Here is a 20063-nt window from a genome sequence, read left to right as displayed (position 1 = left end):
AGAAACGTCATGAACGCCATGCGCATGTTCATCGCTCTTGTATGGCTTTCCGGACTGCTGCCAGGGATGGCGCAGGCATCGGATGCCGATCGTTTTGTTGCCGCCAGCCGCGGCCAGCAGGCGGAGCTCCTCACGCAGTGGGCCGCCGCGCCGGATGCCGCCAGGCTTCCGCTGCTTCAGTCCCTGCAAAAGGAAAACCTGTATACCGACAGCCAAAAGCACGCCTTTGCGAAGCGTAATGGCGAAATGGTTTCGCTCGGTGAGGCCCGCGCGGCAGTAGGGCAAACCAAAGCCGTACGCCTGACAAACCGGCTGCGCGTGCTGGCTGCAACGGCCATTGCCACGCATCAGCTTGTTAGTGACAGTGTCACCGAAAGACGGGCTGCAGCCTGTCAGCTCCAGCGTGATGCTCAGCCCGACATGCTCGCTTTTCTTGAAAAGCGCGCCGGGGATGAAGCGGACGCTGTGGCGCGTCAGGCGCTGCTGCTGGCGGCGGCAAACCTCCAGCTGGCGAGCCCGCAGCCGGAGGTGCGCCGCAGGGCCGTCGAACTGCTGGGCCAGTCAGACGATCCGGACGTACAGTCCAGACTCACTCCGTTTACCCAGGCGCAGACCGAGCCGGATGCCGGCGTTCGCGCGGCCGCAGAAGAGAGTCTTAGCCAGATTACGCATCGCCTGATGTGGGGCGATCTGCTGGGCCAGGCGTTTATGGGGCTTTCTCTGGGGTCGGTGCTGCTGCTGGCCGCGCTGGGGCTCGCGATCACCTACGGCCTGCTGGGCGTCATCAATATGGCCCACGGCGAGATGCTGATGCTGGGGGCGTACGCCACGTGGATGGTGCAGCAGGCAATGGCCGGGCTTGCCCCTCAGTGGCTGGCGCTCTATCCCGTTATCGCCTTGCCGGTGGCATTCTGCCTGACGGCGGGCATTGGAATGGTGCTGGAGCGCACCGTGATCCGTCACCTGTACGGTCGTCCGCTTGAAACGCTGCTGGCGACCTGGGGGATCAGCCTGATGCTCATCCAGCTGGTACGCATGACCTTTGGTGCCCAGAACCTGGAGGTGGCAAACCCGGCCTGGCTTTCCGGCGGGGTGCAGGTTTTTGCCAACCTGACCCTGCCGTGGAACCGCATTGTGGTGCTGGGCTTCGTGCTGCTGGTGCTGTTCTTCACCTGGCTGATTCTGAATAAAACCCGTCTTGGTCTGAACGTGCGCGCGGTGACGCAAAACCGCAGCATGGCCGCCTGCTGCGGGGTACCGACCGGGCGCGTCGATATGCTGGCGTTTGGGCTGGGCTCAGGGATCGCCGGGTTAGGCGGCGTGGCCTTATCCCAGCTTGGGAACGTCGGGCCGGAGCTTGGTCAGGGGTACATCATCGACTCGTTCCTCGTAGTCGTTCTCGGTGGCGTAGGCCAGCTGGCAGGCAGCGTGGCTGCCGCGTTCGGGCTGGGCATTTTCAATAAAATCCTTGAGCCGCAGATGGGGGCGGTGCTGGGCAAGATCGTGATTCTGGTGGCGATCGTCCTGTTTATCCAGAAGCGCCCTCAGGGGCTGTTTGCGCTGAAAGGGAGAGTGATTGACTGATGAGCCAGCCGCTGACCTTAACGCTGGCGCGTAAAGCGCCGCGCACGACACAGATTGCAGGCAGCCTGCTGGTGGCGTGTCTGCTGATATTACCGTTTTTCGCCTTGCTGCCCGCCACGCATCCGCTGGCGCTGTCGACCTGGATGCTGACGCTCATCGGCAAGATCCTCTGCTATGCCATCGTTGCGGTGGCGCTGGATCTGGTGTGGGGCTACGCCGGCATGCTCTCTCTTGGACACGGCATCTTCTTCGCCCTGGGCGGCTATGCGATGGGCATGTACCTGATGCGCCAGGCGTCAGGCGACGGCCTGCCCGCGTTTATGTCGTTTCTCTCCTGGAGCGAGCTACCGTGGTTCTGGTGGGGCACCCAGCACTTTGCCTGGGCGCTGGTGCTGATCGTGATGGTGCCGGGTTTGCTGGCGCTGGTGTTTGGCTGGTTTGCCTTCCGCTCGAAGATCAAAGGGGTTTACTTCTCGATTATGACCCAGGCGCTAACCTACGCGGGCATGCTGCTGTTCTTTCGCAACGAAACCGGCTTTGGCGGCAATAACGGCTTTACCGGCTTCACCACGCTGCTCGGGTTTTCGGTGACGGAAACGACCACCCGCATCGCGCTGTTCCTGGCGACGGTGCTGTTGCTGCTTCTGGCGTTGGGCACCGGATTTGCGCTGGCGAAGAGCAAGTTTGGCCGCATCCTGACCGCCGTGCGCGACGCGGAAAACCGCCTGACGTTCTGCGGGTACGATCCGCGCGGGTTCAAGCTGCTGGTGTGGACGCTCTCCGCCGTGCTGTGCGGCCTGGCGGGGGCGCTGTACGTTCCGCAGGTGGGCATCATTAACCCCGGTGAAATGTCGCCGACTAACTCGATAGAAGCCGCCATCTGGGTGGCGCTGGGCGGGCGAGGCACGCTGGTGGGGCCGGTGATTGGCGCGGCTCTGGTTAACGGGGCGAAAAGCTTCTTTACCGTTGCCATGCCGGAGTACTGGCAGCTGTTTCTGGGGCTGATTTTTATCGCCGTCACGCTGTTCCTGCCGCGCGGCGTCTACGGTCTGTTGCGTAAGGGAGAGAAATAATGCAGCCAACGGAAGAGTTATTTACCCGCCAGTTGCCCGGCGATCGCTACCGGGACCAGACTGACCCGGTGCTTCAGCTTGAGGCTATTAACGTCAGTTTCGACGGCTTCCAGGCGCTGACCGATCTCACCCTGAATATCGGGGTGGGCGAGTTGCGCTGCGTGATTGGCCCCAACGGGGCGGGTAAAACCACGCTTATGGACGTGATCACCGGCAAAACCCGGCCCAAAAGCGGGAGAGCGATTTACGACCAGTCTATCGACCTGACCGGGCTGGAGCCTGCGGCCATTGCCCGTCAGGGGATTGGCCGAAAATTCCAGAAACCCACGGTCTTTGAAGCGCTGACGGTGTGGGAGAACCTTGAGATCGCCATGAAAACCGATAAATCCGTCTGGGCGAGCCTGCGGGCAAAACTCAACGGCGAGCAGCGGGACCGCATTGACGAGATGCTGGTTCTTCTGCGTCTTGGTAGCGAGCGGGACCGTCGCGCCGGGCTGCTTTCGCACGGGCAGAAACAGTTCCTGGAGATCGGCATGCTGCTGGTGCAGGACCCGCACCTGCTGCTGCTGGATGAACCCGCCGCCGGGATGACCGATGCGGAAACGGAATACACCGCCGAGCTGTTCAAAACCCTGGCGGGCAAGCATTCGCTGATGGTGGTGGAGCACGACATGGGCTTTGTTGAAACGATTGCCGACCACGTCACGGTGCTGCATCAGGGGCGCGTGCTGGCGGAAGGCTCGCTTCGCGAGGTGCAGGCCAACGAGCAGGTGATTGAGGTCTATCTGGGCCGCTAAGGAGCGATGATGTTACAGGTTAACGAACTGAATCAGTACTACGGCGGCAGCCATATCCTGCGCGGCGTGAGCTTCGAAGCCGCTCCCGGTGAAGTCACCTGTCTGCTGGGACGCAACGGCGTCGGGAAAACCACGCTGCTGAAGTGCCTGATGGGGTTGATCCCGGCGAAAACCGGGGAGGTCATCTGGCAGGGTAAAACGATCACCCACAGCAGGCCGCACCAGCGGGTGCAGTCCGGCGTGGCGTATGTCCCGCAGGGCCGCGAGATTTTCCCGCGCCTGACCGTGGAAGAGAACCTTTTGCTTGGGCTGTCGCGTTTTTCCGCCCGCGAGGCAAAGCAGGTTCCTGACGAGATCTGGCAGCTGTTTCCGGTTCTCAAAGAGATGAAGCACCGCCGCGGGGGCGATCTCTCCGGCGGGCAGCAGCAGCAGCTGGCGATTGGTCGCGCGCTGGCGAGCCGTCCGCAGCTGCTGATTCTGGACGAACCGACGGAAGGCATACAGCCTTCCGTCATCAAAGAGATTGGCCAGGTGATCCGCACCCTGGCAAACAGAGGCGACATGGCAATCCTGCTCGTCGAGCAGTTTTACGACTTTGCCGCCGAGCTGGCCGACAGCTATCTCCTGATGTCCCGCGGCACTATCATTCAGCGCGGGAGGGGCGAAAATATGGAGCAGGAGGGCGTTCGCGGGCTGGTTGCGATCTGAAATGTTATAATATAACATCCTCATTCTTATAAAACGGAATGAGGGCGTTACTTTGGCTGCACATATTGGAAAATTTGCCATGACTCTGGGGGCGCTGCTGGTCAGTGGCCAGCTGTTTGCTCACTCGCACGGCCATCAGATGACCGAAGCGGAACAGAAAGCGGCGAACGGCGTGTTTGAGGATAAATACGTGAAGGACAGAACGCTGTCCGACTGGGACGGCACCTGGCAGTCGGTGTATCCGTTCCTGCTGGACGGTTCGCTGGATCCGGTCTTCAAACAGAAAGCGCAGAAGGATAAAAGCAAAACCTTTGACGAGGTGAAAGCGTATTACCGCAAGGGATATGCCACGGACGTGGATGCCATCGGCATTGAAAATAACGTAATGGAATTCCACAGAGGCAAGGCGGTCAGCAGCTGTCAGTATGACTACAGTGGCTACAAAATTCTGACCTACGCATCGGGCAAAAAAGGCGTTCGCTATCTGTTTGAGTGTAAGGATGCCGACAGCAAGGCGCCGAAGTTCGTGCAGTTCAGCGACCACATCATCGGGCCGAAAGCCTCATCGCATTTCCATATTTTTATGGGCAATACCTCCCACGAGGCGCTGCTAAAAGAGATGGACAACTGGCCGACCTATTATCCAAACGAGATGTACAAAGAGCAGGTGGTGGAGGAGATGCTGCACCACTGATGCGTTATTGCCGGGGGGCGGCTTCGCCTTACCCGGCCACTATTTTTTACGCCGCTTTGGGGGATTCGTTCCACGCCTTCACGCTCATTCCCCGCAAAATCATCAGCCAGGCAACGACGATGGCAACCATCATGATTGCAAACAGCGACCAGTGCGGCAGGTTGGTCAGGATAATGCCGGTGATCATCGGGTTTGCCGCCGCGCCGAGCCAGCCCAGCGCCTGCGCGGAAAAATAGCTCGCCTTCATCCCCGGCGGGGCGATGTTGTCGATCAGCATGTATTCACCCGGTGCGTAGATAATCTCACCCAGCGTAAAGATGGCGGCGGCGATGCCCCAGTAAATCAGGTTCTCCCCGGAGAGCATAAAGCCTCCCAGCCCCAGGATAAAAAACAGCGTTGCGGCGGTCATTAAAGGCCGAATATTGCTGGCGGAGATCTTCCGCCCCAGCGCGTACTGCAGCGTTACCACCACGGCGGCGTTAACGGGCAGCACCACGGCGACCACCTTCTGGGCAAAATCGCTGTCGGCATTGGCGGCCAGTACGTATTGCGAAATGCAGCTGGCGAACGATCCACCCACGTAAGACGCGAGCAGGCCGGAGAGGGTGAACCAGAACAGGGCGCGATCTTTCAGCAGCACCGACGGCTGCCAGGGCATCTTCTCCTCGGCGGTATCCAGCGCGACGCTTTTTTGCACGAAGAAATGTATAAACCCGAGCGGCAGCGCGGCGCAGAAGGCCGCCAGCCAGAACGGCAGCTGCAGGCTGTACATCACCAGCAGGGTGCCAATCGGCGGCCCTATCGTCCAGCCAATGTTCAGGAAGCTGTAGTTGAGCGAGAAGACGCGCGCTTTCTGGCTGGAGGTCAGCACGTCCGAGAACCAGGCTTTCAGCACCGTCGAAAAGACGGAATAGGCGCAGTTAATCAGGGAAAAGAACAGCACTACCAGGGTGACGTTATCCACCAGCGGAATCGCGACAAAACCGGCGATAAAAGCCACGATCGCGATCAGCATATAGCGTTTTTTATCAAACTTATCGGCCAGAATGCCAAATCCCAGGCTGAACACCACGCCAACGGTCAGCGCAATCGTCAGGGCATAACCAATATTCTCGACGCTCATATTAAACACGCGCGTGAGATAAATGGTCATGAACGGCAGCGTTGCCCCCCGACCGATGGTTAATAACAATGACGATGCCAGCAGCGCTGCGGTTGAGCGCCTGAGAGATGGTTTCATATTCCTTCCCGACGGTTGCTTATGCTTTTTTTAGACGAGTGTTAACAGGATTACCATGACATAATGGGCTTGTATAGCACCCGATTTATCCCTAAGTGCTTCAGCTGCCTGCCAGAAATAATGATCTTCTCGCGGCACACTTTTTTCTGTTACCTTGAAGTGTTAACAAATTATTAATAATTCAGGGGCAGGGTATGACGCGTAAAGACGGACTGCTGGCGTTGCTGGTGGTCGTGGTATGGGGACTCAATTTTGTGGTCATCAAGCTGGGATTGCACAACATGCCCCCGCTGATGCTGGCCGGTTTGCGTTTTATGCTGGTGGCGTTCCCGGCGCTCTTTTACGTCGCCCGTCCGAAAATCCCGTTAAAACTGCTGCTGGGCTACGGTCTGACCATCAGCTTTGGCCAGTTCGCGTTTCTCTTCTGCGCCATCAAGTTCGGCATGCCGGCCGGTCTGGCCTCGCTGGTGTTACAGGCGCAGGCGTTCTTTACCATTATTCTCGGCGCATTTGTGTTTGGCGAACGCCTGCAGGGCAAGCAGCTGGCGGGGATAACGCTGGCGGTATTTGGCGTGCTGGTGCTGATTGAAGCCAGCCTGAACGGTCAGGATGTGGCGCTGCTCGGGTTTATGCTCACGCTGGCGGCGGGGCTGAGCTGGGCGTGCGGCAATATTTTCAACAAGCTGATTATGCAGCACGAGGCGAGGCCTCAGGTGATGTCCCTGGTGGTCTGGAGCGCATTGATTCCGATAATCCCGTTTCTGGTGGCGTCGTTTATTCTGGATGGCCCGGAGGTGATGCTGAACAGCCTGGTCGAGATCGATCTGACCACGATCCTTTCTCTTATCTATCTCGCGTTTGTCGCCACCATCGTGGGCTACGGGATCTGGGGGTCGCTGCTGGGGCGCTATGAGACCTGGCGCGTCGCGCCGCTGTCTTTGCTGGTTCCGGTAGTGGGGCTTGCCAGTGCGGCGATACTGCTGGATGAAACGCTGAGCGCGCTGCAGCTGCTCGGTGCCGTGCTGATCATGGCCGGGCTGTACATCAACGTGTTTGGCCTGCGGGTTCGCCGGGCGGCGCGGGTAAGGGGATAGGGCATAAAAAAGCCCCGCGGCTGCGGGGCAAAAACGAATCAGAGGCCGTGCTGATTATAATAAGGCACGCCTAATTCGTCGGATTTGTCGCTACCAGCACCCATGTGGTTGAAATCATAAGGCGACTGGTCATGTGCTGACGGCAAAATCATCGTGTCATGATTATTTTGCTGCGTTGCACCTGGGGTTTGCTCCGCGAAGGTCTGGCTGGAAAACAGCACCAGCAAGGCGAGGGCGGCGGAGGCGGTAACTTTCATTTTTTCCTCGGTTACGTCTTTTACAGGCGATGATTAACTACAGTGTTTTAACGGATACAGGTAACGGGATTCACCCGGCACGCTGGTGATTCGGTACTTATGAGGCGGCACGTCAAAATAGTTCTTGAACGTACGCGTGAGGGTTTGCTGTGATTCAAATCCGTAACGCTCCGCCAGATAAAGGATCGGTTCATTGCTTTCTTTCAGTTTCTGGGCAATTTCCGTCAGCTTGCGGCTGCGAATATATTGACCTAATGAATGACCGGTCTCTTTTTTGAACATCCGTTGCAGGTGCCATTTGGAGTAACCTGAACGCTCAGACACTTTTTCAAGGGAGAGCGGCGATTCCAGGTTATCTTCGATCCAGTCCAAAATGCTATGAATAGTGATAGCGTCAGTATTGCGTCTGGACATCGTCATACCTCTTTTTCTGTTTACGGCAGTATTTTCTTCAGCAAAAGCTCAAGGGTAGCCACTTCATCTGCCGTTAAGTTTTTTGTTAGTTCCTGATGCAGTGTTTGTCCTACTAATTGATGACATTGCTCGCACATAGCCGCACCATCGCTGGTGAGCCTGACCAGTACGCCGCGTTTGTCATTCGGGTTAGGGCTTCGTTCTACCCATCCTTTGCAGACGAGACGATCGAGCATGCGGGTTAACGCACCCAGATCGACAGAGAGCACCTTTTTCAGCTCAACCGGCGTGATACACACTTCGCAGCGAATGGAACACAGCACTTTGAACTGTGTTGCGGTGATATCCAGCGGTGACAGGTAGTCATTGAGCAGGCGATCTTTTTTCTGGTTAACCATATGAATAAGACGACCCAGCGGAACAACGTCGTTAAAGATATCACTGGTGCTTTTCACAATGGTTGCCCTGGCAAGTAGTTTAATCACGGCAGATATTATTGCTCAGGCAAGTATAAGTCAACTGAATGAATCAGCCGATGCCACGAATTGCTAAAACGTTTCATGAACGATTTTTGCAACCTTTCAAATCAGGAAGATAACTAATGAGTATCGTTCCCAAAGGAAAACTATCGTTACGTTGCGCCGATGGCTGAACGTCACACTTTCACCCTATAATTGCGATGTTAAACATGGATAAGGACAACAACGCACTATGTTGGATTTGATTAAAGCAATTGGTCTCGGGCTGGTGGTACTGCTGCCGTTAGCTAACCCGTTAACGACGGTGGCGCTGTTCCTGGGGCTGGCAGGGAATATGAACAGCGCCGAGCGCAACCATCAGTCGATGATGGCTTCGGTGTATGTGTTTGCCATTATGATGGTGGCCTACTACGCCGGACAGCTGGTGATGAACACCTTCGGGATTTCAATTCCCGGGCTGCGTATTGCGGGCGGGCTGATTGTGGCCTTTATCGGCTTCCGCATGCTGTTCCCGGCGCAGAAAGCGCACGAGTCTCCGGAGGCAACCAGCAAATCTGAAGAGCTGGAGTCCGAACCGAGCGCGAATATTGCTTTTGTACCGCTGGCCATGCCGAGTACGGCCGGGCCGGGTACCATCGCGATGATCATCAGTTCTGCATCGACGGTGCGCGACAGCTCTACCTTCCCGGACTGGGTACTCACCGTTGCGCCACCGCTAATTTTTGCGCTTATTGGGGTTATCGTGTGGGCGTCTCTGCGCAGTTCCGGTGCGATCATGCGCTGGGTGGGCAAGGGCGGAATCGAGGCGATTTCCCGTCTGATGGGCTTCTTACTGGTCTGTATGGGCGTGCAGTTTATTATTAACGGCGTGCTGGAGATTATTAAGACCTACCACTGATGTCATTGCCGGGTGGCGGCTACGCCTTGCCCGGCACAAGCGTACCTCACCCGTGTTGCCCCTGTTCCTCCAGCGCAACCGGCCACTTGCGGAAGATGAGTACCGACCAGACGAGCGCGACGAGCGCCGGAATCGCCCCCAGATAGCCAATCGCCGACATCGATACGTGCAGGCTAATCTGATTGCCCACCAGCGCCCCCGCGCCAATCCCCAGATTGAATATCCCCGAGAACAGCGACATCGCCACGTCCGTGGCATCCGGCGCCAGGGCCAGGACTTTCACCTGCATGCCGAGACCAATAATCATGATCGCCACGCCCCAGAACAGGCTCAGGATCGCCAGCTGGCTTTCGCTGCCTGACGCAGGCAGCAGCAGCACCAGGCACGCCAGCAGCAGGCCGATGGCGCTGCTCACCAGCAAGGAGGCATGCTGGTTACCCAGTTTACCAAACAGCACGCTGCCAATAATGCCCGCGCCGCCGAGAATGAGCAGTAAGAGGGTGGCAAAGTTTGCGCTAAAGCCCGCGACCACCTGCACAAACGGTTCAATGTAGCTGTACGCCGTGTAATGCGCGGTGACCACGATAACGGTAAGCAGGTAGATACTCAGCAGCGCCGGGCGACGCATCAGCAGCGGCAGGCTTTTCAGCGAGCCGGAGTGTTCGCTTGGCAGCGCGGGCAGCAGCTTAATCAGACACACCAGCGTCACCAGCGCGCCCATGCCGATGGCAAAGAAGGTGGTACGCCAGCCGAAGTACTGTCCTACGATGCGGCCAATGGGCAGCCCCAGCACCATCGCCAGCGCGGTGCCGGTGGCAATCAGGCTCAAGGCCTGGGCGCGTTTACCCGCCGGCGCGAGCCGAATAGCCAGCGACGCGGTGATCGACCAGAACACCGCGTGGGCAAAGGCAATGCCGATGCGGCTAATGACCAGCACCGTAAAATTCCACGCCATAAACGACAGGACATGGCTGGCAATGAACAGGGCAAACAGGCCGATCAACAGCCTGCGCCGCTCCATCTGGCTGGTCAGCAACATAAACGGCAAAGACATCAGCGCCACCACCCAGGCGTAGATAGTTAACATAATCCCCACCTGCGCCGTTTCCATCTGGAAGCTTTCTGCTATGTCAGACAACAGCCCAACCGGAACAAATTCTGTGGTGTTAAAAATAAATGCGGCAATGGCCAGCGTGACCACGCGTAGCCACGCGACCCTGCGGGAAACTGTGTTCGTTGTCATAGGGATGTCGGAGATTCGTTGCTGGAAAGATGAGAAGGCGATCTTAAAACGCCATACGGCGAAAACTCAACCATTATGTGACGCAGATCTCAATATTTACCTTATGAAAGCGGTAGCCGGGGGCGTTGTTTTCATTGAATATAAAAGTACGACACAGCAAAAACAGGCGTTAAGACAATGCAGGAGATTGATTTTTATCTGGTAGATGCATTCAGCAATATCTCGTTCGGCGGCAATCCGGCAGCGGTTTGCCCGCTGAACAAATGGCTGCCGGATGAAACGTTACTGAAAATGGCGCAGCAGCATAATCAGTCGGAAACCGCATTTTTCGTCTGCACTAAGGGCGGCATTGAGCTACGCTGGTTTACCACGCTCACTGAAGTCAATCTCTGCGGTCACGCCACCCTGGCCGCCGCGTACGTTCTGTTTAATGAACTCGATTACCCCGACTCGCGGATCCACTTTGATACCGCCTCTGGCCGACTGACGGTCAGCCGGGAGGGAGAGTGGATGACGCTGGACTTCCCGGCGTGTCCGACCCGAGAAGAGACGCCGCCGCCGGAGATGCTCGCGGCGCTCGGTATCCGCCATTACGTTGAAGCCCGTAAAGGCCGCGCCTGGGTGATTGTGCTGGAAAATCCCCGGCAGGTTGAAGCACTTGCGCCGCGCTTTTCGGCAATGACGCCGGGCGAGCATAAAGTGAGCGTGACGGCACCGGGTGAAGGGGAATATGACTTTGTCAGCCGCTTCTTCTCACCGGGCGTTGCCGTTCCGGAAGATCCGGTGACCGGATCCGTGCACACGATGCTGATCCCCTACTGGAGCGAAAAGCTGGGGAAAACGGCAATGTTTGCCCGTCAGGTTTCGGCGCGCGGCGGGGATGTGCGCTGCGAGCTGAAAGGGGAGCGCGTATTGATGAGCGGTCAGGCGTCGTGCTACCTGAAAGGCACTGTGTATCTGCGCTAAAACTGATAACAAAAGAGGAAGAGACAATGCGGGAAATTGATTTTTATCTGGTGGATGCCTTCAGCGACAAAACCTTTGGCGGCAACGCGGCAGCGGTATGTCCTCTGGAAGAGTGGCTGCCGGACGAGACGCTTCTCAAAATGGCACAGCAGCATAACCAGTCGGAAACCGCGTTTTTTGTGCGAACCGACGGTGGATTTGAACTGCGCTGGTTCACCACACTGCATGAAATTAACCTCTGCGGCCATGCGACCCTCGCGGCATCACACGTCATTTTTGAGTATCTGGACTATCCGCATACGGAAATCCACTTTACCACGCGCTTCGTTGGGGAGCTGACGGTCAAACGCAGCGGCGACTGGCTGACGCTGAATTTCCCCGCATGGTCCACGGAGGTCGTCGATAACCCACCGCCTGCACTGTTTAGCGCGCTGGGCATCCCGGCGGCAAAAGAGGTGCGCGTCGGGCGAGACTACTGCGTGGTGCTGGAGAGCCAGCAGCAGGTGGAGGCATTAATGCCGGATATTGGCGCGATGGTTCCGCTGGGCAAAATGGTCTGCGTAACCGCGCCGGGCGAAGGGGAATATGACTTCGTCAGCCGCTTTTTCTGCCCGGGCGAAGGGGTGCCGGAAGATCCGGTTACCGGGTCCACGCACAGCATGCTGATCCCTTACTGGAGTGAAAGGCTGGGTAAGACGTCGCTTAACGCCCGCCAGGTGTCGTACCGCGGCGGGGATCTTCGCTGCGAGCTGAAGGGCGACCGGGTACTCATTGCCGGTCAGGCCACCCTGTACCTGAAAGGGCGGATCTTTTTACGCTAGCGGCTGCGCGATAAGTTAATACTATGAAGCAGCCTGGCAGGCCTGCGCTATGTTGACATTGAGTTTCACAAATAAAGCAAGGAGCCTGCCATGTATTCCATTACCTCTGAATCTGCACGTCATCCGGACATTCTTATGCTGATTGCGGCCCTCGACCGTTATCAGAGCGAACTCTATCCCGCCGAAAGCAACCATCTGCTCGATCTTTCAGAACTGCCCGCGGCATCCCTTATCCTGATGATCGTCCGCGACCCGCAGCTTCAGGCCGTTGGCTGTGGAGCTATCGTGCTCAACGGCGACGGAACGGGGGAGATGAAGCGGGTTTATATCGATCCGGCCCATCGCGGGCAACATCTGGCTGAGAAGCTGCTGGCCGCGCTGGAAGATGAGGCCCTGAGCCGTCACTGCCATACCGTACGGCTGGAAACGGGCATCAAACAGCATGCCGCGATTCGTCTTTATGAACGAAGCGGCTACGATCGGCGTCCGGCGTTTGCCCCGTATGTGGACGATCCGCTTAGCCTTTTTATGGAGAAGGCGCTGGTTGAAGACGTTCGTTTAGCAGCGCTATAAACGCTTCCAGCTGGCGGGTCATCGCCCCGCGTCGCCACACCAGCCAGGTAGTGAGCCAGCGCCAGTTTTCCGCCAGCGGCCAGGCTTCAACCTGATGGTGGCCCGGCATACTTTCCAGCATTGAGCGCGGCATCAGCGCGATGCCCGCGCCCGCGATGACGCAGGCGAGCATGCCGTGATAGGACTCCATCTCATGAATGCGTCCCGGCGCGGCTCTGTCTGCATGAAACCAGCTCTCCAGGTGTCGGCGATACGAGCAGTTTGCGCGAAAGGCATAAACATCACTGCCGCTCACCTGCGCAGCGCGCGTTACCTCTGTCTGCCCGGCAGGGGTGACCAGCATCATCTCTTCCCGGTAGACCGGCATCCCCTCCAGCTCCGGGTGCGACAGCGGCCCGTCGACAAAGGCGGCGCTCAGGGTTCCCTCCAGTACGCCATCAATCATCGTCCCGGACGGCCCGGTAGAAAGGGCAAACTGGATGCGCGGATAGCGCTGGTTAAACTGCGCCAGCGTCTCAGGGATGCGCACGGCGGCGGTGCTCTCCAGCGCGCCGAGGGCAAACAGCCCCTGCGGCTCATCGCCCGCGACGACCATGCGCGCTTCATCCACCAGCGCCAGGATCTGCCTGCTGTAGCGCAGGAAGTTATGTCCGGCGGGAGATAAGCGCAAACGCTGGTTCTCACGGATAAACAGCTCCACGCCAAGATCGGCCTCCAGCTGGCGGATGCGGGTCGTCAGATTCGAAGGAACGCGATGCACCTTCTGCGCCGCCTGGGTGATGCTGCCCGTCAGCGCGACGGCGTTGAACATTTCAAGCTGGGTTAAGTCCATAGTATTCTCGTTTCGTGAATAAGGTGGTCAGTATTATTCATTTTTAAGAAATAGCAGAGTGAGCCACACTTAATCAACCGAAATGCGTGGAGAACATCATGAAATATTCATCTGCTACACATGCTCTGTCCGTTAACCCTGCAACGGGCGAAACGCTCGCCTCGTATCCGTGGGCGACGCAGGAAGAGGTTGAACGTGCCATCGCGCTGGCTGATGCGGGCTTTCGTCACTGGCGGTGCGAAAGCGTAGCCCACCGGGCGCAGAAGCTGCGCGATCTCGGCACCGCGCTGCGCGGTCGCGCGGAAGAGATGGCCCGGATGATGTCCCGCGAGATGGGAAAACCCATTCAGCAGGCGCGGGCGGAAGTGGCGAAATCAGCGGGCCTTTGCGACTGGTATGCCGAACATGGCCCGGCGATGCTGAATGCTGAACCCACGCAGGTCGAGAATAACAACGCGGTCATCGAGTATCGTCCGCTGGGGCCAATTCTGGCGGTGATGCCGTGGAACTTCCCGCTTTGGCAGGTGCTGCGCGGCGCGGTGCCGATCCTGCTGGCAGGTAACAGCTATCTGCTCAAACACGCGCCCAACGTGCTCGGCTCGGCGGAACTTATCGCGCAGATTTTTGCGGACGCCGGCTTCCCTGAAGGGGTATTCGGCTGGGTGAACGCCACCAATGACGGCGTAAGCCAGGCGATTAACGATCGTCGCATTGCGGCGGTAACCGTCACCGGCAGCGTGCGCGCCGGGGCAGCCATTGGCGCGCAGGCGGGGGCGGCGCTGAAAAAATGCGTTCTTGAACTTGGGGGTTCTGACCCGTTCATCGTTCTCAACGATGCCGACCTGGATCTTGCCGTGAAGGCGGCGGTAGCAGGGCGCTACCAGAATACCGGGCAGGTGTGCGCGGCGGCCAAACGGTTCATTGTGGAAGAGGGTATTGCAGACACCTTTACCCGACGCTTCGTTGACGCCGTCGCCGCGTTAAAGATGGGCTCGCCGGATGAAGAAGAGAACTACCTTGGCCCGATGGCGCGCTATGATCTGCGCGATGAACTGCATCAGCAGGTGCAGGCGAGCCTGGCAGAAGGGGCAACGCTGCTGCTGGGGGGAGAGAAAATCAGCGGTGAGGGGAATTATTACGCGCCAACCGTGCTGGCGAACGTCACCCCGTCGATGACGGCCTTCCGCCAGGAGCTGTTTGGTCCGGTCGCGGCCATTACCGTTGCGAAAGACGCGGCGCACGCCCTGACGCTTGCCAATGACAGCGACTTTGGCCTGTCTGCCACGGTCTTCACCTCCGACGCAGCGCTTGCGGATAAATTCTCTCGCGAGCTGGAGTGCGGTGGGGTGTTTATCAACGGATACAGCGCCAGCGACGCGCGCGTGGCCTTTGGTGGCGTGAAGAAAAGTGGCTTTGGCCGCGAACTTTCCCATTTTGGTTTGCACGAATTCTGTAATGTGCAGACGGTGTGGAAGGATCGCGTGTAATTTATTCGGCCCTCATTACGAGGGCCGTTGTCATTTATCTGCAATGGTTCTGTCATTTTCGTTTCGTAGACTCGCACGCGTCTAACGTCTTGTTACTGAAGAAAATTATGAACCTAACGCAAATTTTTCGCCGTATTGCGCAGCGTCTTATCCCTCGCCAGTTTGGCCTGCTGACGGGTATCTTTTGTATTATTGGCCTTTTCTCCGCGCTGCAGCTCTCCTCATCCTTTCTGCTGAACGCCTCCCTGAAGGAAGCTCAGCGCAATGAACGACAAAACCTGCTGGCGTATCAGCAGCAGAGCAAGCTGGATCTGGCGCGCGTCTCCCTGCTGGCGGCGAGCGATCTGCTCAACCGCTCCGGCGTCTGGTTTATGCAGGATAAAGAAACCGGCTCGGAAGGAAGCTGGCACAGCCTGATGGACGACGCACAAAAGTCGCTGGCGGTTTCTCAGCAGGCATGGAAGGCCTGGCTGGCGCTCAGCCCGCCAAAAGATGAGGCGCTGATTAACAGTTACCAGCTTTTCTACGATGCCATTAAGGAGCAATCGGAAGCGCTTGTCAGAACCAACTCGATTGATGCCTTTTTTGCCGTGCCGGCACAGGCGTTTCAGACCGACTTTAACGACAACTACGCGCGCTATCAGCAGGCCAGCGAGAAGCAGGCCATGCAGGGGCGTCAGGCCTTAATGGCGCAGCTCTCCGGTCTGCAAACGTTGTTCCTGCTGGCGCCGGTTCTGCTACTCGCCATCGCCGCAGCCGTCTGGTTCGGCATGTCCAGGTGGGTGATTACGCCGTTGCGTCGGCTTATTGCGCATATTAACCGGCTGGCCGCTGGAGATCTCTCCGGCACGCCGCCAAACGTGATGCGCTTTAACCGGGAGACGGGGCAGCTTAGCGACAGCGTGGCCACCATGCAGCGCGGCTTGCAGCAGCTGGTGACGCAGGTCAGCCACGCCACAGCCACGATGGTGGAGAACATTGGCTCCCTCGCGGAGGGAAACCAGAAGCTGTACCAGCAGTCGGCGCGTCAGGCAAAGGAGCTGGAGGAGGTTACAGCGCATATCGCGGCGCTGGAAACCCACGTGGAAGGGAATACCGGCTATGCCCGCCTCGCCAGCTCGCGCGCGGATGAAGCGCGTCAGGCTGCCGTAGGAGGCGACCAGATGATGTCGACCGTGAATGCCTCCATGCAGGCGATCGTCGAGCGATCGTCAGAGATGCGCGGGATCGTGGCGATGATCGACAGCGTGGCGTTTCAGACTAACATTCTGGCGCTCAACGCCGCCATTGAGGCCGCCCATGCCGGAAACCAGGGGCGCGGGTTTGCCGTCGTCGCCCGGGAAGTCGGGCTCCTGGCGCGAAAGAGCAGCCACTCGACGCAGACCATTCAGGAGTTGATCAACCGCTCCGTGCAGGGCATTGAAGACGGCTCCCGCGCCGTGAATCTGATGGAAGAGAACCTGCAGCAGGTCACCGGTCTGGTGGGCAATTTAAGCAGTTTGCTGAATGAAATCTCGACCGCCACGCTCAGTCAGGGAGAAAGTATTCACCAGATGACGCGCCAGCTTCAGGCGCTGAATCAGGTCTCGCGCCAGACGGATCTGCTGGTGTCTGACGCCTCGGAGGCCTCTGAACGCCTGCAAAAGCAGTCCGAGCTTTTATTGCAGGCCGTTTCGCGTTTTCGTCTTAGCGCCTGACGCAATACATTAGCCTCTGTTATACTCGCAGCCCGTTTTAGCCTGAGGGCAAGGAGCAAAGAGTGGCTGCGGTCATCCATAATGAGATGCTGGACGAGATTCTGGCGCAGGTTCGTCCGTTATTGGGAAAGGGGAAGGTGGCCGACTACATTCCGGCCCTTGCCTCGGTGAGCGGGAATAAGCTGGGCATCGCTATCTGTACCATAGACGGACAGCGATATCAGGCAGGCGATGCCACTGAACGCTTTTCAATTCAGTCTATTTCTAAAGTGCTGAGTCTGGTCGCGGCGATGCGCCAGTATGAGGAAGAAGAGATCTGGCAGCGCGTGGGAAAAGATCCGTCCGGCCAGCCCTTTAACTCACTGCTTCAGCTCGAAATCGAGCAGGGTAAACCGCGTAACCCCTTTATCAACGCCGGGGCGCTGGTGGTCTGCGATATGCTGCAAAGCCGCCTCAGCGCACCGCGTCAGCGAATGCTTGAGATTGTTCGTCAGCTTTCTGGCGTGGACGACATTGCCTATGATTCAGTGGTGGCGCGCTCGGAGTTTGAACACTCCGCCCGCAACGCGGCTATCGCCTGGCTGATGAAATCCTTCGGTAACTTCCACAACGACGTGGCGACCGTGCTGCAAAACTACTTCCATTACTGCGCCCTGAAGATGAACTGCGTTGAGCTGGCCCAGACGTTTCTGTTCCTTGCGCACCAGGGGCACGCACCGCATCTCGATCAGGAGGTGGTTTCCCCGCTTCAGGCGCGTCAGGTTAACGCCCTGATGGCTACCAGCGGCATGTATCAGAACGCCGGGGAGTTTGCCTGGCGGGTTGGCCTTCCGGCCAAATCGGGCGTTGGCGGCGGGGTGGTGGCGATTGTGCCACATGAAATGGCGATTGCCGTCTGGAGCCCGGAGCTGGATGAAACGGGAAATTCACTTGCCGGCGTGGCGGTTCTGGAGAAGCTGACCCAGCGCCTGGGACGTTCTGTATACTGATGTCTGACCTGGATCCCCTTTTTTCCCGCCTGGCGCGATCGACGTTTCGCTCGCGCTTCCGCTTAGGCAATAAGGAACGACATTACTGCTGGGACAAAGGCCCCGAAACCATTGACCAGCATGCCGCCGATTTTGTCGCTAAACGCCTTGCACCCGCGCAACCCGTAAACGACGGCAAGCAGACGCCCATGCGTGGCCACCCGGTGTTTATCGCCCAGCATGCCACCGCGACCTGCTGCCGGGGCTGTCTGACAAAATGGCATAACATTCCCCAGGGCGTGCAGCTGAGCGCGCAGCAGCAACATTATATCGTCAGCGTGATCCACCGCTGGCTGGTGATACAGATGAACGCCCAAAAATGATATTTAATGCGTTCTGCGCTTACCGCCTGCAGCTTCGTACCCGGCTAGCGGACGAGCAAATCGTCATAACGCATTGACGTGAAATGGATAGCGGCTTAACAGGACGTCGAACGCTGACAATGTCTCGGTTTAAGCTACGCTTTGAGTAACGCTTTACGTCAGGAGACATTATGAAAGCACCTGCAACACCTGAAAATGAAATTGACAGACTTAACGCGCTGCGCGAATCGGGTCTGCTTGAGATTGACAGTTCCCCGGCGTTTGACCGCTTAACGCGTCTGGCAAAACGTTTTTTCCAGGTACCGCTGGCCATGGTCAACCTTATTGATGAGCATACGCTGATCGTTAAGTCGGCGGATGGGCAGGCACCCGATTCCGTTCCGCGCAACATCTCTTTTTGTGGCCATACCATCCTCACCGAAGCACCGCTGATCGTCGGGGATATGCTTCAGGACGATCGTTTTGCGGATAACCCGCTGGTGGCCGGCGAACCTCGCGTGCGGTTTTACGCAGGCTTTCCGCTGCGTTTACGCAACGGCGCAAGCGTTGGCTCGCTTTGCCTGATTGACTACGCACCGCGGGAGTTCTCAGCGACCGATCTCGCCGTGCTGGGGGATTTGGGCGCGCTGGCTGAAGATGAGTTTGCGGCAATCAGCGCGGCGACCACGGATGAATTGACCGGATTATTCAACCGACGGGGCTTTAACCAGCTCGTGCGGTTCACGCTCTCCATCGCCCGTCGCCGGGCGGAGCCGTTAACGCTCGGCTGGCTGGATCTGGATCGTTTCAAGGAGATTAACGATCGCTACGGGCACGAAGAGGGGGATAAGGCGTTAAAGACCATGGCGCAGCTGATGCGCGCCTCTTTCCGCGAAGCGGATATGCTGGTTCGTTTTGGTGGCGATGAGTTTGCCGTGCTGTTTGCTGATACGGATGAGAAGGGCGCGTGGATTGCCATGCAGTATCTCGCCGAGCAGGTCGAAAACTACAATGCACGCAAGCTACATCCGTGGTCGCTTCTGTTCTCCTGGGGGCTGAGCGAATTCGATCATAACGGCAACGACCTGCAGCAGTGGCTCAAAGATGCCGATGAAAAAATGTATGCCATGAAGCAGCAGCGGCAGCGGGCCAGATGACATAACAAAAGCGTATGACCGTTCCGTTTGCGTTAATGAAATGTTAAATGCAAAGTGAGGGTATTCATCCTAAGGACAAAAAAATGAATACCTCACTGCAAATCAAAAACCTCACCCGCGACGACATTCTCACCTATCTTGATGCGCTGGCCGGGATCCTCGAAAACTGCGTAAACGGCGGCGCATCCGTCAGCTTTATGCTGCCCTTTAACCTGGAGAAGGCCCGTTCATTCTGGCTCGGCATAGCTGACAGCGTAGGGCGCAACGAGCGCGTGGTGCTGGCCAGTATTGATCCGCAGGAGGGCGTCATTGGCACGGTGCAACTGATTACCGACCAGCCGGAAAACCAGCCGCACCGTGCGGACGTGGCAAAGCTGCTGGTTCATGAAAAAGCGCGTCGAAAAGGGGCCGCAATGGCGCTGATGGAAGCGCTGGAAGCTGAGGCCCAGGCCAGAAACATTTCGGTTCTGGTGCTCGATACCTCCACCGGCAGCGGCGCCGAAACCTTCTACCAGCGTGCCGGCTGGCAAAAGGTCGGTGAGATCCCGCGCTACGCCCTGATGCCGGACGGCGCTATGACGGCCACGTCGGTGTTCTATAAATTCTTATAATTTTTTCACAACCACGCCGGGGATTGATCGAAACAGGGTTTCTGGTCGTAAAGTTTTGATAAGTTATCGTACCAATCTTATCAGGCTGTATGACTAATCATAAAAGGA

General features: G+C 57.7%; 22 protein-coding genes. 16 read left to right on the top strand and 6 right to left on the bottom strand.

What is annotated here, in order from left to right; genetic code table 11:
* Nucleotides 1-9: 9 nt before the first annotated feature.
* Genes urtB through zinT form a run of 5 tightly spaced genes read left to right on the top strand, consistent with a single transcriptional unit; the run spans nt 10 to nt 4856 of the window.
* Nucleotides 10-1584, top strand: a complete 1575-nt coding sequence (gene urtB, locus IM273_RS17695) for an urea ABC transporter permease subunit UrtB (RefSeq protein ID WP_193050004.1) — start codon at nt 10-12, stop codon at nt 1582-1584.
* Nucleotides 1584-2657: an urea ABC transporter permease subunit UrtC gene (urtC, locus tag IM273_RS17690; protein WP_045630411.1), complete on the top strand. Its 1074-nt coding sequence runs from the start codon at nt 1584-1586 to the stop codon at nt 2655-2657. Before urtB ends, urtC begins: the two co-directional genes overlap by 1 nt.
* On the top strand, nt 2657-3454 hold the full coding sequence (gene urtD / locus IM273_RS17685) for an urea ABC transporter ATP-binding protein UrtD (RefSeq protein ID WP_059357535.1): 798 nt from the start codon (nt 2657-2659) through the stop codon (nt 3452-3454). Before urtC ends, urtD begins: the two co-directional genes overlap by 1 nt.
* A gap of 9 nt (nt 3455-3463) precedes the next feature.
* Nucleotides 3464-4162, top strand: a complete 699-nt coding sequence (gene urtE / locus IM273_RS17680) for an urea ABC transporter ATP-binding subunit UrtE (RefSeq protein WP_028013134.1) — start codon at nt 3464-3466, stop codon at nt 4160-4162.
* Between the two features lie 52 nt (nt 4163-4214).
* Nucleotides 4215-4856: a metal-binding protein ZinT gene (gene zinT / locus IM273_RS17675; protein WP_193050002.1), complete on the top strand. Its 642-nt coding sequence runs from the start codon at nt 4215-4217 to the stop codon at nt 4854-4856.
* A 46-nt stretch (nt 4857-4902) separates the two neighbouring features.
* On the opposite strand, the gene ydeE is transcribed toward zinT, so the two are convergent.
* Nucleotides 4903-6096, bottom strand: coding sequence for an efflux MFS transporter YdeE (gene ydeE / locus IM273_RS17670; RefSeq protein ID WP_028013136.1), 1194 nt, complete (start codon nt 6094-6096; stop codon nt 4903-4905).
* Nucleotides 6097-6290: 194 nt separating this feature from the next.
* Here ydeE and eamA point away from each other — a divergent pair, with 194 nt between their 5' ends.
* Nucleotides 6291-7190 carry an O-acetylserine/cysteine exporter gene (eamA, locus tag IM273_RS17665; RefSeq protein ID WP_193050000.1) on the top strand — a complete coding sequence of 300 codons (900 nt, stop codon included), beginning with the start codon at nt 6291-6293 and terminating at the stop codon, nt 7188-7190.
* Nucleotides 7191-7228: 38 nt separating this feature from the next.
* On the opposite strand, the gene marB is transcribed toward eamA, so the two are convergent.
* The 3 genes from marB to marR are packed head-to-tail and all read right to left on the bottom strand — an operon-like array spanning nt 7229 to nt 8316.
* Entirely contained in the window at nt 7229-7447 is a 219-nt protein-coding gene (marB, locus tag IM273_RS17660) for a multiple antibiotic resistance protein MarB (protein ID WP_028013138.1), read from the bottom strand.
* 33 nt (nt 7448-7480) lie between these two features.
* Entirely contained in the window at nt 7481-7861 is a 381-nt protein-coding gene (marA, locus tag IM273_RS17655; RefSeq protein ID WP_008502237.1) for an MDR efflux pump AcrAB transcriptional activator MarA, read from the bottom strand.
* 20 nt (nt 7862-7881) lie between these two features.
* Nucleotides 7882-8316, bottom strand: a complete 435-nt coding sequence (gene marR / locus IM273_RS17650; protein ID WP_028013139.1) for a multiple antibiotic resistance transcriptional regulator MarR — start codon at nt 8314-8316, stop codon at nt 7882-7884.
* 256 nt (nt 8317-8572) lie between these two features.
* Here marR and IM273_RS17645 point away from each other — a divergent pair, with 256 nt between their 5' ends.
* The gene (locus tag IM273_RS17645; RefSeq protein WP_041909999.1) at nt 8573-9238 is read left to right on the top strand and encodes a MarC family NAAT transporter; all 666 of its coding nucleotides are present in this window, start codon (nt 8573-8575) and stop codon (nt 9236-9238) included.
* 46 nt (nt 9239-9284) lie between these two features.
* Here the strand turns inward: IM273_RS17645 and IM273_RS17640 are convergent, their stop codons facing one another.
* Entirely contained in the window at nt 9285-10481 is a 1197-nt protein-coding gene (locus IM273_RS17640) for a sugar transporter (protein WP_041909997.1), read from the bottom strand.
* 177 nt (nt 10482-10658) lie between these two features.
* Here IM273_RS17640 and IM273_RS17635 point away from each other — a divergent pair, with 177 nt between their 5' ends.
* From IM273_RS17635 to IM273_RS17625, 3 genes are all read left to right on the top strand, one after another.
* Nucleotides 10659-11447 (top strand): PhzF family phenazine biosynthesis protein, encoded by a 789-nt coding sequence (locus IM273_RS17635; RefSeq protein ID WP_193049998.1) that lies wholly within the window; start codon nt 10659-10661, stop codon nt 11445-11447.
* A 26-nt stretch (nt 11448-11473) separates the two neighbouring features.
* The gene (locus tag IM273_RS17630; protein WP_045260511.1) at nt 11474-12268 is read left to right on the top strand and encodes a PhzF family phenazine biosynthesis protein; all 795 of its coding nucleotides are present in this window, start codon (nt 11474-11476) and stop codon (nt 12266-12268) included.
* A 90-nt stretch (nt 12269-12358) separates the two neighbouring features.
* A complete protein-coding gene (locus IM273_RS17625; protein ID WP_045260512.1) occupies nt 12359-12841 on the top strand; it encodes a GNAT family N-acetyltransferase in 483 nt (160 codons plus the stop codon).
* Here IM273_RS17625 and IM273_RS17620 read toward each other — a convergent pair.
* Nucleotides 12795-13673, bottom strand: coding sequence for a LysR family transcriptional regulator (locus tag IM273_RS17620; RefSeq protein ID WP_028013145.1), 879 nt, complete (start codon nt 13671-13673; stop codon nt 12795-12797). The genes IM273_RS17625 and IM273_RS17620 overlap by 47 nt on opposite strands.
* A 98-nt stretch (nt 13674-13771) precedes the next feature.
* On the opposite strand from IM273_RS17620, the gene sad reads away from it, so the two are divergent.
* From sad to IM273_RS17590, 6 genes are all read left to right on the top strand, one after another.
* Nucleotides 13772-15160, top strand: a complete 1389-nt coding sequence (gene sad, locus IM273_RS17615) for a succinate-semialdehyde dehydrogenase (RefSeq protein ID WP_193049996.1) — start codon at nt 13772-13774, stop codon at nt 15158-15160.
* A gap of 107 nt (nt 15161-15267) precedes the next feature.
* On the top strand, nt 15268-16857 hold the full coding sequence (locus IM273_RS17610; protein ID WP_193049993.1) for a methyl-accepting chemotaxis protein: 1590 nt from the start codon (nt 15268-15270) through the stop codon (nt 16855-16857).
* A 62-nt stretch (nt 16858-16919) separates the two neighbouring features.
* Nucleotides 16920-17846, top strand: coding sequence for a glutaminase B (gene glsB / locus IM273_RS17605; RefSeq protein WP_028013148.1), 927 nt, complete (start codon nt 16920-16922; stop codon nt 17844-17846).
* Nucleotides 17846-18208, top strand: a complete 363-nt coding sequence (locus IM273_RS17600; protein ID WP_193049990.1) for a DUF4186 domain-containing protein — start codon at nt 17846-17848, stop codon at nt 18206-18208. Before glsB ends, IM273_RS17600 begins: the two co-directional genes overlap by 1 nt.
* 170 nt (nt 18209-18378) lie before the next feature.
* Nucleotides 18379-19344 (top strand): sensor domain-containing diguanylate cyclase, encoded by a 966-nt coding sequence (locus IM273_RS17595; RefSeq protein ID WP_028013150.1) that lies wholly within the window; start codon nt 18379-18381, stop codon nt 19342-19344.
* A gap of 83 nt (nt 19345-19427) precedes the next feature.
* Nucleotides 19428-19955, top strand: a complete 528-nt coding sequence (locus IM273_RS17590; RefSeq protein WP_193049989.1) for a GNAT family N-acetyltransferase — start codon at nt 19428-19430, stop codon at nt 19953-19955.
* Nucleotides 19956-20063 lie beyond the last annotated feature (108 nt).

The organism is Enterobacter cloacae complex sp. P13B (assembly GCF_014895915.1).
In the GTDB taxonomy this organism is placed as follows: domain Bacteria; phylum Pseudomonadota; class Gammaproteobacteria; order Enterobacterales; family Enterobacteriaceae; genus Enterobacter; species Enterobacter bugandensis.
This window is presented reverse-complemented; position numbering and strand designations above follow the sequence as displayed.